The sequence below is a fragment of the Desulfotignum balticum DSM 7044 genome (genome assembly GCF_000421285.1).
Lineage (GTDB): Bacteria > Desulfobacterota > Desulfobacteria > Desulfobacterales > Desulfobacteraceae > Desulfotignum > Desulfotignum balticum.
The window spans coordinates 1,765,466-1,781,291 of record NZ_ATWO01000001.1; the positions used below are offsets into that span (position 1 = coordinate 1,765,466).

Consider the following 15,826-nt stretch of genomic DNA (forward strand, 5'->3'; position numbering starts at 1 on the left):
CATTGTTCAATTCCATTGCTCATGGTATCTTCTTACCGGCTTGCAGGTCGGTATCTTCTACCCGACAAGGTTAAAGAAGAAAGGAAGATACCATGAGCAATTTAATTAAACGTTTTAAAGAAGATCTCCATTTAGCCGGTTATGCTGAGCGAAGCATTCAATCCTATACCAGCGCGGTTTTAAAACTACAGCGCTTTTACAATAAGCCATTAGAAGATATCAGCGAAGAGCAGCTTCGTCAATACTGGCTTTGTTGTCAAAGTGAATTTGGCTGGAGCGCTGCAACACTGCGCATCAGTTACTCCGGCATACAACATTTTTTCAGAAAGACCCTTGTGCGTGAATGGAATATTTTCAACGACATCAAATGGAAACGAGAACAAACTTTACCGACCATTCTGAGTCTGGAGGAAGTCAGGAAGATTATTTATGCTCTTCCCACTGCACAAAGCCAGACATTTTATTTGACATTATATTCCATGGGACTGCGTTTGAGGGAAGCAACAACGCTTCAGGTCAAAGATATTCTTTCCGACAGGGGGCTTGTGCATATTCATGCCGGAAAAAGCGCGCTGGACAGGACTGTCCCTTTACCAAAAATTACTCTGCTCAGTTTACGTGAATACTATAAAACCCATGGCAATCCAAAATGGATATTCCCTGCCTTGGGCCGCAACGGCGGGAAGAACGCTGATCAGCCAGCATGATAAAACAAATCATTGGCTTAATCAGCAGATGAAAAAACTGCTGCCGACTCATTACTTCCTGTTAACGATCACACTTCCCCAGGGCCTTCGGGATGTTGTGAGATCTCACCAGAAGCAAGCTTATGGCGCCTTGTTTTTATGCACCAACAAAGCGCTGAAAAAATTAGCGCAGGATAAGCGGTTTGTCGGATCTGATCGAATCGGATATCTGGCAGGCCTTCACACCTGGGGTGGCATGCTCCAGTATCATCCTCATTTGCACCTGGTCATTCCCGGAGGCGCATTGTCTGATAATAATCAATGGATTTCTTCCAGACAGGATCTATTTGTTCACACGAAACCGTTGGAGATCATTTTTAAAGCCAAATTCAAGGATGCAATGAAAAAAGCCGGGCTGCTTGTTAAAATAGATCCCGCAGTGTGGAAAAAACAATGGGTGATTGACAGTCAGGCCGTGGGCCAGGGACAAAATTCTTTACGATATCTTTCAAGATATGTGTTCCGGGTTGCCATCTCCAATAATCGTATCAAAAGCATTGAAAATGGTGTCATTGAATTTCTGTACAAAGACCGTGAAAAAAATAAATGGAAAAACATGACGCTGGATGCCATGGAGTTTATCAGAAGATTCCTGCAGCATGTTCTACCCAGGGGATTTATGAAAATCAGGCATTATGGTTTTCTCAACCCCAACAGTGCCTTATCCATTGAGAAAATTCGTGAACTCATTTCACTCATCCATGATATTATTGCACTTTTTACTGAAATCCCGGAACGGGAAATACCCGGGATTAAATGCAGCCATTGCGGACATGATTTAAACTTTATGTTCTTTGTAAAGCCTGAACCACGATGCAGACCCGGATAACTGGACAAAACTGACTATCTGGTTTTCGCTGTCGACTATAAAACAGCCCAAAAAACTGAATATCCCGGGCATGTCACAGTACCCGTGCGCCAATTGCGGATATTTGAATTTTAAACCCGGGTTTTACTGACAAAGACAGCCTGATTCTTGGTTTTTGCATCAGGAGGAAGGCACTTTTATAAAATTTTCATCCCATCTTTCACACATCCTGCAAATCGATGACCTTTTCCCCTATTGATCCGCGGCTTCTTGAATCACAGGATTAGTACCGAGCCTCGTGCCTCGGCACTGTTACTAATCCTTTATTTGTTAGACGTTTATTAAATTGGTGTACTCATTTATCATTCCAGCGACCAGATCTTTGGTGAATGCTAATGAGTCATTGAGATCTCCCCTGGCAATGTCACGAATACTATGAAGGTGGTCCAGATCACCTTCATGGACTATTTGATTCCGCCGCCGCACCAGCAGATCAAGTTTAATTTTGATATCTTCAGGAGGTTGACCTAATGTAGATGCCAGTTTTGTCCATATATTTGTAATACCAATTTTACCAAGTGAATTTTCTATTTGTCTGGAGGATTGGAAGGATTCTTTTGAAAATTGGCGACGAAGATCTGATTCAATCAACCTTATCCGAGTATCCTTATCTGATTCTTTTGATGCTAATGCGCCAATTTTAACATTGTCAAGTTTGAAGATTGATTTGTCTTCTTTTATCTCGAACATGATTGCGCTTATAATCAACTCATGTACAGAAGTATCAATAGCTGATACCATCATCGTAAGAGATGCTCGCAAAACATTATCGGTAACCTCTGTTACTGGAGCAAATTGCAAGTAATGGTGAATTGCTAATAGCTCGTCAACTTGAGATATTGCTGCTTCAAATCTTGAAATTAAGCTGGTTTTATATGGCATGTTCAATCACTCTATTTGCCAAATCTTCATATGTAGCTCGGAATAATTCTATTTTTTCTTCATTCGTAGTTAATGTTGCACCGAACCAACCTGCATCTCTCATCATTTGTTCGTTAATTTCAAAAACAGGATAGCCATGCTGATGATATAGCGCGTTTAATGTGTTGAAGTCAGGAACTTGAATATCAAATAATTTTTGATCATCTTGTTCAATAATCATTCCTGCATCATATAGATTTGGAAAAAAATTGTTTGCTATCTCATGTCTAATATCGTCAATAATTTCTTGGTTTGCCTGTGTTGCTTTTCCGAGTCTAATATTATACCGCTGTATAATAGCACCGATATATTTAGGCGTTTCATTTTTCATGGGATAGGATGAATCATGCAATATTTGTCGGGCTTTTTTTGCCCAATTTTCCCATGACGGTAAAATTTTTTTAAGTGATTTAATGGCAAGTTTTGAAAAATAATCACAGGATGTTGGAACAATAAAGTAATCAGAAGTTAAAAATAGTGTTTGATTAATTGCGGACAATGATGGGTTTAAGTCAATTATTGTATAATCAATACTATATTTTTCTTCGTATTTTCTAATTAAATAATTAAATGAACCTGGCAAATTGGCAAGCGTACCTATTGCCTCACTAAATCCAAAGCTCATTCCTAAAGCTACATCATATTCTGTAAGATCAAAAGAGCCAGGAATCAGGAAAAGTTTTTCGTTGTCTTTTACCTGGATGGCCTCAAGTGCTTCTAAAGGTTTAGGTTGTCCTTTGAATGCTGGCTTTAATAATTCTTTAATTGTGTTCTCTGGGGTTGCTTCTAAATGTGCCTCAAACCCATCTTCTCCCATTGTGAGAATACTTAGATTGCATTGAGAGTCCCCATCAACGAGCAACACCTTTTTACCTAATTTAGTAAGCATCCATCCCAAATGGTAAACGGATGTGGTTTTGCTTACTCCACCTTTGTGATTAAAAAGACTAATTCGTTTCATAATATTCCTTTTTTATCCTAATTATTATGGGGCTCCATCTATCTGTTTTTTTAGTCTAACGGGGAGCTCAGCCGACCGGGGCATATGGCCGAGCAGGTTGCCGAAGCCAAGTTTTTTCGAAGACCAAGTGCTTTCGAAAAGCAGTTATCCCCCCGGGTCGGCTGCAGCGTTATTTGTTATGTCAAGTTTTTAGCTAAATATAAAAATGCCCCTCCACTTATTAAACAAAATGGGGAGTACAACCAGTTGTCATATTTTGCAAAATTGCTGCCTTTAATTCTTTTGAAAAAGCCAGCATATTTAAAATCACCAACAGCCCTTACAAGGAGTATGACACCTATTGTGATACCTGCTGGTTTCAGGAACGGAAAATAACTGACAGGTACTTTGCTGGAATAGCCCAGAGCCAGAGAAACGCCTGCAAAGCAAAAAAGAACAATCGCGACAATTAAAGTGCCAACAGGGCCAGGGGTAAAGACCGGTTCACCGATTACAACAGGAACCATATTTCGAATATCGAATTTGAAACCTAATGCCCAAAAAATATGAAGAAATGCGATAATTATAAACGACACTGTCAGAGATATTGATATAATTTGCATATTATCCTTTTGGGGACATAACGTTGAATTCACTGGCCCGCGCTGTTTGCGGGTCCAGTGGAATGACCTGTTCAACCACAGGATTAGTACCGAGCCTCGTGCCTCGGCACGGTTACTAATCCTTCATTTGTTATGTGATTCATTTGAAGTGGGATTTTGATTTTCTGAGTACTTCAATAAACTCATCAATCTCAGTTTTAGTAATTATAAGTGGTGGATCAATCCTAAATGATGAACCTCGATTTCCCAATATATATCCCTTTTCAATAAGGTCACTATAAATGTCATATGTAATTTCTTTGTTCTTGATATCAACAGCAAGCATCAACCCTCTTCCACGAACTTCAGGAATAATTTCATTATCAACAAGCGATTCAAGATGGTTGTGGAGTAACAATCCATTACTTTCCGCTTTTGATATCAAATTATTTTCTTCAATGAATTTAATAACCCCATGTACAATCGAAGCTCCCAAAGGATCATTTTGATGGGATTGGGAATAATGAAACGGATTTAGTTCTAACTGCCTTGCAGTAGATTCGTTGATAAGAGCAATACTCACAGGGTATCCGTTTCCAATTCCTTTGCCAACAGCGATAAAATCGGGGTTAATGTCATAATGTTGATAGCCAAACCATTTGCCGGTTCGCCCGACGCCTGTTGTCACTTCATTGGCGATAATTTTTCCTCCGTTGTCTTGAACAATTTTGACGATATTTCCTATTAACGCTTTTGGAGGAAACCGCACAAAACCAGAAGAGCTGCCTGGTTCAAAAATAAACTCAGATACGTCTTTGGGTATTTTTTGAAGCACTTCACATGATAGATCGCACTTTTCCTTATCAGGGCATGTTTTACATTGCTCCCAATTTAGCAAATACCAATTCCTGGATTTGTCGATTATTGAAGAATATGCGCCAAGGTATGAGTCATGAAGTGTCAAAGATACGTTTTTCTCAGTTAGATGTTTAGCCATCTGCCTTGATACCTCAATAGCTTCGCTGCCAGAGCAGAGAAATACACTTTTTCCATTATCTAAACCGGCGATATCAAGAATTGATTTTGCTGATTTTTCAAGTATTTCATTTGAATAGCAAAAACCAGCGTGCATTAATAATTCTATTTGGTTTTTGATTATATTGTTTATTTCAGCATTACTGTGTCCAAGAGATGTACACCATACACCTGACTCTAAATCCATATAAGCTTTACCTTTTTCATCATATAGGTAAAGACCCTCACTTTTCACAATATTTGGGATTTTAATCTCGTGACCTGTGCAAAAAAATACATGTTCCATTTCTTATTCTCTTTCTTTCATTTTTCACATAACGATAATTATATATCATGACGTAAAACGCTAATTCCACCTCTTTCCCCAGCACCCATATGTTCTTATTATAGATATGTTGACAAAAAATTACATGTATTGATTATATCCCTTGCCATATATTCAGTATTTTTGGGAAATATCATAAATATGAATCTTACAGACCACATAAATCGAAGAATTAATATTTGATTGCTTCAATTGTGGCGGTTTCCAAAACTCATCTTGCAACACATCCTTGATTCCATAAAAACTCAACCATATTTTCGATATCATCGAATGCCATATCAGTGAAATGCGTGCATGTCAATTAGAGAAAACCCTTACCCGCGTTAGGGAAAAATACCTAATGCCTGCTTTTTTCTTCGATAACGTCGGCTTAAACCAGGCCGCCTAAAGCCACGGTGATGGCTTCTCCGCTGACCCCGCTGGATTCTTCGGAAGCCAGAAATGCAATCACGTGAGCCACTTCTTCAGGGGTCGCCACCCGGCCCGGCGGATAGAGGGCCGCCCGTTCCTTCCACACCTCATCCGGGGTGATGCCGCGTTTTTCAGCTTCAGCTCCGGCGGATTTTTCCGCCATGGATGTCCGCACCCATCCGGGAAGCACGGCATTGGAGGTCACCCCATGGGGCCCGGCATCCCTGGAAATCGCGCGCATCAGGCCCAAAAGCCCGTGTTTGGCGCTGGTATAGGCACTGCCGGCATATTCCGCCTTTTCGCCGGCCGTGGAGCTGGTGAACACACACCGGCCATAGCCCTGTTCAATCATGTCTTTGACAACCATTTGTGACAGATAATAGGGCCCGTCCAGGTTGATACGCAGGGTTTCCTGCCACACTTCCGGCGGCTGTTCCCATATCACCCGTTCATGGGCCGAACCAATGCCGTGATTGCACACCAGAATGGATACCGGCCCTAAGCGCTCACGGGTTTGCTTGACGGCAAAGGCACATCCGTCAGGGGTTCCCAGGTCTGCGGCCACATAATCCAGTCCCAGGGTTTTTAATTCATTTTTACTTCTTGCAACGGCCATGACCCGGGCACCCCGGGATGTCAGCAGTTCAGCCGTTGCCCGGCCGATACCGCGCCCCGCACCTGTTACCAGTGTGACCCGTCCTTGGACTCCCGGCATGCGTTTCCTCCATTTTCAGGCGTGGTGCCTGTTGTTTTTTTTGTGGCAAAATTCACTGGGCCTCATTTCTAATGTCTCCGGGGAGTTCTATGGCGGCCGCATCGATATCAAAGATTTTTTTGCCCTGCACATAGTCTTTGGTGGCATACTGGGAAATCTTCTGAATTTTGGCAGACAGCTCCATCATGCGCAGGGTGTGTTTTTTTATGAGCTGTATCAGATCCTGCTTCTGGGCTGGTTTCAGGTTGGGTGCCGCCAGTTTTTCAATCCCGATCAACACCACCTGAAGCGGGTTGTTCAGCTCGTGGCTGACTGCGCCGGCCATTTCAAGAATGGCCCTGAGTTTTTCCTTGTCCCGCTGTTCCTGGGCCACCTGCTGCTGCTGGGTGATATCCATGAAATACCCCAAAGCGGCCCGGGTTCCCTGGTGTTTGACAGGGGTCACTGTTTCCATGACCCATTTTATTTGACCCATCCGGTCCACGACCCGGAATTCGTAAGGTGTGGTCCGGCGTCCGGCCAGCATCTGCCGGGCGCACTCCAGAACATGGTCCTGGTAATCCGCATGTACCAGGTCCAAAGACTTCATGCCGGTCAGTTCATTTTGTGCATATCCGGTAATCTTGCAGAATTGAGGATTTACATAGACGAACCGGCCTTTCTGCACAATATAACTGCCGATCAAAGCGCTGTTCCGGCTGTGTTCCAGTTCCTCTTCCGCCTGTTTTCTCTGGGTGTTGTCCCGAACGAATCCTTCAATGGCAATGGCCCGGTGATGCCGGTCCCGGACCACGGACCACCGGTCATGCATCCACCGGGTGGTGCCGTCGACACCGATGTAGCGGTATTCGACATCTCCGGTGGTTTCACCGGCTTCCAGGGTTTTTTTTCTTGCGGCCCGAAGCTTGTCAGCGTCCTGGGGATGGATGCGCTGGGCCACAGTCCCGGAGGTCAATACCGGCCGTCCCTGCTCACGGCTGCCGAACAGCGCCAGAAACCGCTTGTTAAAAAAAGGAAAGGTCCCGGATTCAATATCAAACAGATAAATGGCATCCTGGGAATGGTCGGCCAACTGCTGAAAGCTCTCGGACAGTGTCCGGATAATATCCGGGTCCCCGGTTTTGTTTTTGGCTTCGGCAGCACGCTCCAGTTCCCGGATTCTGGCTTCCAGTTCTTCATATGTGGGTTTGCCGGACATGGGGGGCCTCAGGAAAGGGATGTCGGGGTTTCCGGGGTGGTCAAAGCCCCGATGGCCGCCGAACACACGGCCACGGAAGCATCCGGATGATCAGCAGTGAATTCATCATTGTTTTTGGAAAAAATCGCCTGCCACCTTGTTTGGTCCGGGCTTCCCGGGCACAGGTCTTTCAAGTGAAAGCCAAAGCCTTTTGATTTCAGCGTGTCTGCCAGTTCCAGCGCGGCATGGATGTCTGTGGCCGCATGGGCCGGGAGGGCATTACCGAGATGTTTTTTAAGTTCATTTTCCAGTTTATCCGAAATGGATGAGTCCATGGTTTCCTCCGGTTCAGGGGTTGTCGGATTCCATCATATGGGATTGAAATGGAATGTCAATACTTCAGATTGTCAGCAGGTCAGATGAAAACAGGCGGCTACCCCTTTTGCCGTGCCTGCCAGGGCATTGTATTTTTCAGCCGCCTTTTTTGAGGACATCACCATGGCCGTGATCCCTTTTTCCTGAAGATCTTGTACCAGTGTGGCATGGGGCCTCATCAGGCCCGGTTTTCCCGTGCCGATCACCAGGATTTCGGCATCAGTTTCCAGAACCGGTTTTAAGTCTTCCAGCGTCAGCCGGTGCCCGGATTTTCTGATCCACGGGCTTAACACGGACCTATCCGGCAGGATCATCAGATCCTTTCTAAATTCTTTGCCGTTGACGGTCATTTTGCCGAAGGAATAAGAATTGATCATTTATCCCGCCTTTGTGTTGTCCAGTCTGATTGTTTCATTTTGACATTACATTGTCTGCATTGTGTTTGCAACGAAGAATTACAGGGTCGGCGACATCATGAATTTCCGTTTGAACGATTTTTTCTTTTTTCAGGTTGATTATATTCAAAAAACGCTTAATATAGTTGATAAGATGAATTGATTCCTGAAGCTTCTCGATGTTACTCTTTGCCAGGGATCCGCGGTTTTCCGGAATTTCGTTTTGATATTTCGGGTGATTTTTAACTAAACCCAGAAAGGAGTTTCCCATGGAAGTCAAAGATTACTGCAATGCAATGCTGGCTGAAGTTTCTGCTTGGAAAAACAAACTGGAGGCCATGAAAAAAACGGCTGACTCATACAGTACCCAGCAGAAAGAAAAGGTGCTGCCGTTGATTGGACAGCTGGAGCAGGAGGTTGCCACAGCCCAGATGCGGGTGGATCAGCTGGAAAAAGAGTGCCCCTCTGACTGGTCTCCCATGAAAAATGAACTGGACGATCTTTTCGGCACGGTGGGAAGCAATGTGAATCGCGCCTGGAAAGACCTCGAAGCCGGGAATGTCGGCGGATGATCCAATGTTGATCTGAAACGGCTGATTCAATCAGTATTCAAAGGCTTTGCGCACACGCGCAAAGCCTTTTTGTTTGCCGGGCCTTTACCCGGGACCAGGGGGTTTCCAGTAAACGACACCCTGGATCGGGTTTTCATACCAGGGGCTGTTTTCCTGAATCCAATGGTTTCTAAAGGTGCATGGCTTCTGTCAGTCGATCAGCCATTGAAAAACACCGCCAGCCACACTGTGGTTCGGTCCGGATCAGTCCAGGTGATACTCCATGTCATCAAAGATATCTTCCAGGGTGTAGAGCAGTTTGTCTGCTTCAGCCAGGCGCCGGTCGGCGATGTGTTCTTCAATGGCATGAAAGGTCTGTATCAGCTGCTGTTTGTGATCGAGCAGCACCTGCCGCAGCGGGGTGCCGTCGTATTGGTAGAGCAGCATGTCGATCTTTTTGGCCAGCTCGTACAGGGATGGGTTGCCGTCCACGAGATCCGGGTCCTGATATCCCAGGTGCCGGGCCAGGCGCGGGTAGGTTTTTTCAAAGCTTTTTTTGTAAAACGGCCGGATGGTCACGGTGATCTGCATATGCTGGCTCATGGGATTTCTCCTTTGTCCATATCCTGGAGGGTGAGTCGATCATGGTAAATTCCGGGGGTGGAACCGGCAATGGGCTGGGCTCCGGCTGTTTTGACAAAAAATTCCGTGGGCCCGGCACCGCCGATGACTGCATAGGCATATCCCTTAGCTGCCATGGCGTGAAGGCAGGACAAAAGCAGGGCTTTGCCGATGCCGGTACGGCGGTATTTTTCATCCACGCCCGTGGGTCCGAAAAAATTCAGGCAGGTGACGTCATGGCAGGCAAAACCGGCGATGTTTCCAGCGTCGGTGGCAATGAAACAGGACACCGGGACACGGGTGAAGGCCACATCACATTCACCGGCCCAGCCCGTGCCGAACCGGTGTGTCACCCATTGGACCACGGCCTGTTTTTCATATGCCATGGCCCGTCTAATCACAATGCCCTGTTCAGCCTGACGGTTCCGCTCTGATGCGGCCCCGGGCAGGTCATACAGCCGGACAAGCAGGTCGGGCATTTTTAAAAATCCATGTGCCAGCCGGCACCGGCAAAGGCAAACCGGTTTTTGAACCGGTGAAAGAGCCGGGCCGCGGCTTCGTTGCCCGTGCAGTGGGACACGGCAATGGTGCGGACCTTAAATTTGTCAAACGCATCCATGGCCTGTTCCAGCTGGGCCGGGTCATTGACAAATCCCAGGTGGGTGCCGCCGATGACTGCGGAAAATGTCTGATGCCCGGTTTTTTGGGCAAAATGTTCCATGATGTTGACAATGCCGGAGTGGGCGCACCCGGTGAGAATTACCGGTCCGGTCGGGGTCTCGATAAGCAGGCTGGCATCGTCTTTGAACGGGTCGGGAACAAATCCGTCACTGGTTTCGGTCACCAGTCGGTCATCAGAGGGTTCAAACGACCAGGTCCGGGGCACCTGGCCGGAAAAGAACACGCCCGGGGCGATGTCAGTGAAGTCGCTGTGGAACTCGAACCGGGCGTTGATTGTTTCTTCCAGTGCTGTTTGTGAAAACGGGATCCCGATATAGGTGGGAGGCTCTCCTTTGGGCATCACATATTTTGCGGCAAACAGGTCCGGATGGGCATGAATGGGCAAAGGCCGTTCCCGGGCCGGGATCTGCATCAGCCCGCCGGTGTGGTCAAAATGGCCGTGGCTGATCACCACGCCGTCCAGGGCGGCCAGATCGATTTTCATGGCCTTTGCATTGTGGGCCAGTCCCAGTCCCTGGCCCGTGTCCATGAGCAGACAGGTGTCCGGGGTTTTTATCAGGGCCGCGAACCCGTGTTCGCCCATGATGTCTCTGGCCATGTGGGCCCGGTTTTCACAGATAATGGTGATGCGGGTGTGTGTCATGGGACAGCTCCTTTATATGCGTGTCACAACCGGGGATGCATGTTCATGAGGCGGCAATTACCGGCCGGGGATCGGCCTGATATGAAGTGATGAACATCCGGTTCTTGTTTTCAAAAAACACCACCCCGTCCAGGTATCCAATGTCTCCGGCTTCCTCGTGGGGCAGTCCCAAGGCAAATTCCTTGAGGGGAAAGATGTTCCAGTCATGGGATACGCAGATGGCGATCTCATTGTCCGCCAGGCCGTTGACTTGTTCGGTCATGAACCGGGTGAGGGCGGCCGCGGTGGTTGCCGGATTTTCCATCACGGTGTCATCCAGACGGCTGTCAAACCAGTTGCGGATGTATGTATAGGTGCCCTGTTCCTTGAGCAGGGCCAGGGCTTTTTGGTTGTCCTTGATGTAAAACGGGGCCAGCTGTTCTTTTGGCTGGTTGTGGGGAAGTTGTATGCCGTGCTGGCGTGAGAATCCTTTATCAATGAGATAGGCGGTTTCAATGCACCGGCCGATGTAGGAGGAGTACATCCGAGGCAGAGGACCTGCCGGCAGATTTTGTCCCATTTCCACAGCATATTGTAAGCCTTCAGGTGTGAGATTCATGAAGGGTTCCATGCGGGCCTGGGTGGAATAAAGCCGCTCGGAATGTCTGATAATTGCGGCTATTTTTGTGATACCTTGGTTTAATAGTTGTTTGATGACAGTGAGGGTCTGGTCGGATTTAACTTCATATTTTCGGCTCATGGCAGGGTACGAAATCTCCTGAATGCTGGAAAGGTAAGATAGTTTATTTCATATGATTTTCATAACGCAAAGGAAGAAAACTGTCAATATCAAGTTTATCATCCCCCTGGAGTCCCGGGGTTTTTGCGGGCATATTGGCCCCGGGATAAATAAGAATCTGCCGCTGCCTTGAGGCGTTTTGATTGCTTGCAGCAGCGGCAGGGGCGGTTGGTGCGTTATAAAATTTTCAGAAGATCCGACAGGCGGGATATGTGGTTCACATTCAAGGTGGCTGAAAGGCCGGTGATCCGACTTTCACCGCAGGACAGAAAACAGGCAGCCATGCCTGTGTTATCAGCTGCAAGGATGTCATTGATTGAATCACCGACAAACAACACTTTTTCCGGAGACAGAGATAATGTCTTAAGGGCCAGGCCCAGGCTTTCCGGATGGGGCTTGAGCCGGGACATATCCTGGCGGGACAGAATAATTTCAAAAAAATCAATCAGGTTGAAACGTGCCAGAATACCGTGAACGGCTTCCCGCCCGCAATTGCTCACAACCCCCAGGCGGAATCCTTCTTTGACCAGTCTTGTCAGTGTGGATCGGGTGTCCGGATAAGGCTGCCACCTTTTCATGGCATCCTGATCATACCGGTTATACACGTCATCCAGCTTTGCCAGAAGTTTGCGTGCATCTTCTAAAGCACCCCGGTTGATCCATTGGTCTGTTATATCCCGGGTAAGATTAAACAGACTGACATAACTGGGAGGGTCGCCATAACGGGCCATATCCATCCCGGCATCCGAGAGAATGGCGCAGATTTCCGGAATGGCCTCATCCAGATCCCATTGAAAATCCACCAGTGTGCCGTCCAGATCAAACAGTACCGCCTCAAAGTTGTTCAATTGAGTTCTGACTTTAGTTTTTCCAACGCTGAATTGTCCCAGCGTTTGAAAAGGGTATGGGCAATACCCATGTAATCAAGCACTTTTCCCACGGACTGGTTGATGATGTCATCAATCGTCTCGGGATGATGGTAGAACGCGGGTACGGGGGGAACAATGTGGGCGCCCATTTCCGCAGCCAGGGTCAGCAGTCTCAAATGACCTATATGCAATGGTGTCTCTCTGAACATCAGGGCCAGTTTGCGTTTTTCCTTGAGTTGAACATCTGCGGCCCGGATCAAAAGGTTTTCATTAAAGGAATTGGCGATTCCTGAAAGTGTTTTTACTGTGCAGGGGGCAATCACCATTCCCAGGGTTTGGAATGAACCGCTGGCAACGGATGCGGCAATATCTGCATTGGTGTAGGTAACGTCTGCCATGGAAAGCACATCATCCACATCATAACTGGTTTCAATCTGGATATTCAGTTTTCCGGCTTCCGACATAATTAAATGGGTCTCAATATCCGTCTGCTTCAGAACCTCAAGCAGCCGGACACCGTAAATGACCCCACTGGCCCCTGCGATACCCACAATTAACCGATTTTTCATTATAACTCCTGTGTTATGAAATGTTATTGTCTTTGTATGTCGCTTCTTCCAGCAGGCGGTATCCTTTTTCTTTGATAACGGGGGTGATTTTTTTCAGGTATTTAATGTCAAATCGGATGATAAGGCGATTTGCGCCATTATTCGGGTTTTTGAGCGTAAAAAATCCATTGATTTTAACGTCGGCAGCAAAAAATTCTTCAAGGATTTCTTTTATGGTAGTTTTTGAATCTCCATTTAATTCAATCGTTACTCCGACAACACCTTCACCCTCTCCTAAAAGCTGGCTTAAAGCCTGGGTGAAATCTCTATTGGAGAGGGTCCCCACCAACTTTTCTCCATCCATTACCGGTAAAAAACTGCGGCCGAACCGGCTTCCTTTTTTGATGGCGTTCTCAACAGAGTCATCAATGGACAGTGTTACCGGTTTTCTCACCATGATATCCCTGACCTTTAATTTTTCATTAAAATACTGTATCTCGAAAATATCCTGGGTTGAAATCGTCCAGGATGCAGCTTCTCGCAAATCCCGCCGCGCAATAAACCCTTTGAATCTGCCATCATCCACCACTGCCAAAAACGGGACTTTTTTTGTTTCAAACTCCTGTATGGCCGCTTTTGCGGACAAGTCACTGGGAATAATATCAGGGTTTTTACGCATCCAGTTTTTTACGATCATGTCTGGTCCTCCATTTTTATGAGTAAGCGGTTATGTCTGGTGCATGAACCAGGCAAAAACAATTTAATCAAACAACCCCATTTCCGTTGCGAGCTTTTGGGCCAGATGTCCGGCTGTGGGGGTGATGAACCACATTTTCAGTCCTTCTTTCCGCAGTTGTCTGGCTTCTTCCCAATATGGGCCGGTAATTTTCCCTTTTCCAAACATGGTTTTAAAACGGGTAATTCCTGTTTTGCCGTATCTGTCTAAACGATCGGCTTCCACAACCAGGGTTGCGTTTATATTGGGCTTCTTGAAAACCGTTTCAGGCAGATCATGAATTTTTATGATGCGTTGAATCTCCCTGGTTTTGGTCTCATCATAGGAAAGATCATTTAATATTTTACCGGCAAGAATGGCGCCTTGTTCCATATGCTGCATAAAACTGATTGTTTTTGTTTTTTCCAAAGGGGTGGCAGCATTAAAATCAGCATAATCCACGACGGACCATCCCAGATCATGGAGGTATGCTGCCGGTAAAACAATGTTTGGATCCCCGTTTTCATGTTTCAGCAGATATCTGCACAGATCAACCGTGCGCAGGATATGTTCCCAGTCTCCATCCCGTCCTTTTTTATATAACGGGGTAATCGTTTCAATTATTTTTTTTTCAAGGGAGGCATCCATTAAAATATCTCCAATGCTGTTTTTATGACCATCTGGCTGAATAGCGGATCTTCCATGTTTGCATTGATTTCAATGATATCTATTCTGGAGTCCAGCAAACTGCGCAAAGTTTGAGTGAAAATCCTGTCTTCTTCCGGATCATGGGTCGGGTTTCCTGATGCATCTACCGAAGACCATCCTTTCAACGGGATCATTATTTTTACAGGTCCTTTCGCACCATTCAGCTTTCTGGCAAATTCACCGGCCACCTGTTTAAGTTCGTCCGGTGAAAGGCGCAGCCAGGTTCGGAATTTATCAAGGTCATATTTTCGTCGTTCATAGAAATCTTTTTTGTATTTGGACCGGGCAGGGGTCATATGGTTGACGGAACAGGTGGAAACAATCTGGGGGATCCCTTTTTTCCCTGCAGATTCGAGGCGATCAGGCCCTCCGTCCCGCATGTAGCCAAAATAGTGTTCCCCGACCCCGCCGGGAGCCAGGTCGATGACACCATGGAAAAACCCTTCGGCAATCATTTTTTCCATGGCCTGGTCCCCGACACCGGCTGCAGAAAATCCAGTGATTTGAAATCCTTGTTTTTCAAGAGCTGCACGAACGGTTCGGGCACATTGTTCACACGGCCCCAGCATGGTCATGGCAATGGTTTTTTTATTGTGGGCGGCCAGGGTATTGTCCACATATTTGATCATTCCTTTCATGGCATAGCAGGCCCTGTCCATAACATTTTTGAGCATATCTGTCACACCTGAAATTTCAATAACCGAATGAAACAAAAGAATATCACCGGTACCGATATATCTGGTGGACAACCCAGGTAATGCCGCTGTTGAGGAAATCATCAGTTTGGGGATACCAAATGGCAGCGAACGCATCACATCGGTTGCCATCAGTGATCCGGTTGATCCGCCAATGGCCATCACTCCATGGATTTTGCCTGCCAGGTAAAGGTCCCGTGCAATTTTGGTTGCCCCGTCAATAATGATATTGGTGATGGTTGACCGTTCCCTGGACTGGTTGATTTCTTCAATGGTGCTGCCGCCGGCCGACGCCACATGGGAAGGGGTCAGTTCCGCTCTGGAAGGTTCTTTCCCACGCATGGAAAGATCCATTAAAAGCGGCAGCACATCGATTTCTTTAAATTTGTATTTCAGATACCGGGTTTCCTCTCTTTTGGTGTCCAGTGTGGATATGATCAAAACCGTCTTCGGTGTATTCATTGTTTTTGCCTTTGTTAAACCTGGGACAGGGAATTTGAAAATTTT

General features: G+C 46.4%; 19 protein-coding genes and 1 pseudogene. 3 read left to right on the plus strand and 17 right to left on the minus strand.

Translation table 11 applies throughout. From position 1 onward, the window contains the following. Positions 1-92 precede the first annotated feature (92 nt). Entirely contained in the window at positions 93-707 is a 615-nt protein-coding gene (locus K365_RS0108945) for a tyrosine-type recombinase/integrase (RefSeq protein WP_024334314.1), read from the plus strand. A 7-nt stretch (positions 708-714) separates the two neighbouring features. Then, positions 715-1,575 (plus strand): annotated as a pseudogene (locus K365_RS0108950) (IS91 family transposase); the annotation flags it as partial. A 309-nt stretch (positions 1,576-1,884) separates the two neighbouring features. Here the strand turns inward: K365_RS0108950 and K365_RS0108955 are convergent. From K365_RS0108955 to K365_RS0108990, 8 genes are all read right to left on the minus strand, one after another. Beyond that, a complete protein-coding gene (locus tag K365_RS0108955; RefSeq protein WP_024334316.1) occupies positions 1,885-2,496 on the minus strand; it encodes a HEPN domain-containing protein in 612 nt (203 codons plus the stop codon). After that, entirely contained in the window at positions 2,486-3,496 is a 1,011-nt protein-coding gene (locus K365_RS0108960) for a ParA family protein (protein ID WP_051147826.1), read from the minus strand. Before K365_RS0108960 ends, K365_RS0108955 begins: the two co-directional genes overlap by 11 nt. A 176-nt stretch (positions 3,497-3,672) precedes the next feature. Then, positions 3,673-4,098 (minus strand): DUF3995 domain-containing protein, encoded by a 426-nt coding sequence (locus K365_RS0108965; RefSeq protein ID WP_024334318.1) that lies wholly within the window; start codon positions 4,096-4,098, stop codon positions 3,673-3,675. 139 nt (positions 4,099-4,237) lie between these two features. Continuing rightward, complete coding sequence (locus K365_RS0108970) at positions 4,238-5,398, minus strand: aminotransferase class III-fold pyridoxal phosphate-dependent enzyme (RefSeq protein ID WP_024334319.1); 1,161 nt, start codon at positions 5,396-5,398, stop codon at positions 4,238-4,240. Positions 5,399-5,807: 409 nt separating this feature from the next. After that, positions 5,808-6,563 carry an SDR family NAD(P)-dependent oxidoreductase gene (locus K365_RS0108975; RefSeq protein ID WP_024334320.1) on the minus strand — a complete coding sequence of 252 codons (756 nt, stop codon included), beginning with the start codon at positions 6,561-6,563 and terminating at the stop codon, positions 5,808-5,810. A gap of 52 nt (positions 6,564-6,615) precedes the next feature. Beyond that, positions 6,616-7,761, minus strand: a complete 1,146-nt coding sequence (locus K365_RS0108980) for a PAS domain-containing sensor histidine kinase (protein ID WP_024334321.1) — start codon at positions 7,759-7,761, stop codon at positions 6,616-6,618. Between the two features lie 8 nt (positions 7,762-7,769). Continuing rightward, positions 7,770-8,075, minus strand: coding sequence for a hypothetical protein (locus K365_RS0108985; RefSeq protein ID WP_024334322.1), 306 nt, complete (start codon positions 8,073-8,075; stop codon positions 7,770-7,772). Positions 8,076-8,147: 72 nt separating this feature from the next. Further along, positions 8,148-8,492 carry an Mth938-like domain-containing protein gene (locus K365_RS0108990; RefSeq protein WP_024334323.1) on the minus strand — a complete coding sequence of 115 codons (345 nt, stop codon included), beginning with the start codon at positions 8,490-8,492 and terminating at the stop codon, positions 8,148-8,150. 287 nt (positions 8,493-8,779) lie between these two features. On the opposite strand from K365_RS0108990, the gene K365_RS0109000 reads away from it, so the two are divergent. Further along, positions 8,780-9,082 (plus strand): sll1863 family stress response protein, encoded by a 303-nt coding sequence (locus K365_RS0109000; RefSeq protein WP_006965375.1) that lies wholly within the window; start codon positions 8,780-8,782, stop codon positions 9,080-9,082. A 243-nt stretch (positions 9,083-9,325) separates the two neighbouring features. Here the strand turns inward: K365_RS0109000 and K365_RS0109005 are convergent, their stop codons facing one another. The 9 genes from K365_RS0109005 to K365_RS0109050 form a co-directional block, all read right to left on the minus strand. Further along, positions 9,326-9,664, minus strand: coding sequence for a hypothetical protein (locus K365_RS0109005; protein WP_006965376.1), 339 nt, complete (start codon positions 9,662-9,664; stop codon positions 9,326-9,328). After that, positions 9,661-10,161 carry a GNAT family N-acetyltransferase gene (locus K365_RS0109010; RefSeq protein WP_024334325.1) on the minus strand — a complete coding sequence of 167 codons (501 nt, stop codon included), beginning with the start codon at positions 10,159-10,161 and terminating at the stop codon, positions 9,661-9,663. Before K365_RS0109010 ends, K365_RS0109005 begins: the two co-directional genes overlap by 4 nt. Before the next feature lie 2 nt (positions 10,162-10,163). Then, entirely contained in the window at positions 10,164-11,006 is an 843-nt protein-coding gene (locus tag K365_RS0109015; RefSeq protein WP_024334326.1) for an MBL fold metallo-hydrolase, read from the minus strand. Between the two features lie 43 nt (positions 11,007-11,049). After that, positions 11,050-11,745, minus strand: coding sequence for a histidine phosphatase family protein (locus K365_RS0109020; protein ID WP_024334327.1), 696 nt, complete (start codon positions 11,743-11,745; stop codon positions 11,050-11,052). Between the two features lie 215 nt (positions 11,746-11,960). Beyond that, complete coding sequence (locus K365_RS0109030; RefSeq protein ID WP_024334328.1) at positions 11,961-12,632, minus strand: HAD family hydrolase; 672 nt, start codon at positions 12,630-12,632, stop codon at positions 11,961-11,963. Next, a complete protein-coding gene (locus tag K365_RS0109035) occupies positions 12,629-13,222 on the minus strand; it encodes a UbiX family flavin prenyltransferase (RefSeq protein ID WP_006965381.1) in 594 nt (197 codons plus the stop codon). The genes K365_RS0109030 and K365_RS0109035 overlap by 4 nt, the downstream gene beginning before the upstream one ends. A gap of 13 nt (positions 13,223-13,235) precedes the next feature. Continuing rightward, entirely contained in the window at positions 13,236-13,898 is a 663-nt protein-coding gene (locus K365_RS0109040; RefSeq protein ID WP_024334329.1) for a CBS domain-containing protein, read from the minus strand. 63 nt (positions 13,899-13,961) lie between these two features. Then, positions 13,962-14,564 carry an HD domain-containing protein gene (locus K365_RS0109045; protein WP_024334330.1) on the minus strand — a complete coding sequence of 201 codons (603 nt, stop codon included), beginning with the start codon at positions 14,562-14,564 and terminating at the stop codon, positions 13,962-13,964. Beyond that, positions 14,564-15,781 carry a Tm-1-like ATP-binding domain-containing protein gene (locus K365_RS0109050; protein WP_006965386.1) on the minus strand — a complete coding sequence of 406 codons (1,218 nt, stop codon included), beginning with the start codon at positions 15,779-15,781 and terminating at the stop codon, positions 14,564-14,566. The genes K365_RS0109045 and K365_RS0109050 overlap by 1 nt, the downstream gene beginning before the upstream one ends. Positions 15,782-15,826 lie beyond the last annotated feature (45 nt).

Coding starts and splice junctions, on each gene's coding strand:
- K365_RS0109015 (WP_024334326.1), bottom strand. CDS start 11,006: ATGACACACACCCGCATCACCATTATCTGTGAAAACCGGGCCCACATG.
- K365_RS0108975 (WP_024334320.1), bottom strand. CDS start 6,563: ATGCCGGGAGTCCAAGGACGGGTCACACTGGTAACAGGTGCGGGGCGC.
- K365_RS0109045 (WP_024334330.1), bottom strand. CDS start 14,564: ATGGATGCCTCCCTTGAAAAAAAAATAATTGAAACGATTACCCCGTTA.
- K365_RS0109040 (WP_024334329.1), bottom strand. CDS start 13,898: ATGATCGTAAAAAACTGGATGCGTAAAAACCCTGATATTATTCCCAGT.
- K365_RS0108960 (WP_051147826.1), bottom strand. CDS start 3,496: ATGAAACGAATTAGTCTTTTTAATCACAAAGGTGGAGTAAGCAAAACC.
- K365_RS0109050 (WP_006965386.1), bottom strand. CDS start 15,781: ATGAATACACCGAAGACGGTTTTGATCATATCCACACTGGACACCAAA.
- K365_RS0109010 (WP_024334325.1), bottom strand. CDS start 10,161: ATGCCCGACCTGCTTGTCCGGCTGTATGACCTGCCCGGGGCCGCATCA.
- K365_RS0109000 (WP_006965375.1), top strand. CDS start 8,780: ATGGAAGTCAAAGATTACTGCAATGCAATGCTGGCTGAAGTTTCTGCT.
- K365_RS0109035 (WP_006965381.1), bottom strand. CDS start 13,222: ATGAAAAATCGGTTAATTGTGGGTATCGCAGGGGCCAGTGGGGTCATT.
- K365_RS0109005 (WP_006965376.1), bottom strand. CDS start 9,664: ATGAGCCAGCATATGCAGATCACCGTGACCATCCGGCCGTTTTACAAA.
- K365_RS0108990 (WP_024334323.1), bottom strand. CDS start 8,492: ATGATCAATTCTTATTCCTTCGGCAAAATGACCGTCAACGGCAAAGAA.
- K365_RS0109020 (WP_024334327.1), bottom strand. CDS start 11,745: ATGAGCCGAAAATATGAAGTTAAATCCGACCAGACCCTCACTGTCATC.
- K365_RS0108945 (WP_024334314.1), top strand. CDS start 93: ATGAGCAATTTAATTAAACGTTTTAAAGAAGATCTCCATTTAGCCGGT.
- K365_RS0108965 (WP_024334318.1), bottom strand. CDS start 4,098: ATGCAAATTATATCAATATCTCTGACAGTGTCGTTTATAATTATCGCA.
- K365_RS0108985 (WP_024334322.1), bottom strand. CDS start 8,075: ATGGACTCATCCATTTCGGATAAACTGGAAAATGAACTTAAAAAACAT.
- K365_RS0108970 (WP_024334319.1), bottom strand. CDS start 5,398: ATGGAACATGTATTTTTTTGCACAGGTCACGAGATTAAAATCCCAAAT.
- K365_RS0108980 (WP_024334321.1), bottom strand. CDS start 7,761: ATGTCCGGCAAACCCACATATGAAGAACTGGAAGCCAGAATCCGGGAA.
- K365_RS0108955 (WP_024334316.1), bottom strand. CDS start 2,496: ATGCCATATAAAACCAGCTTAATTTCAAGATTTGAAGCAGCAATATCT.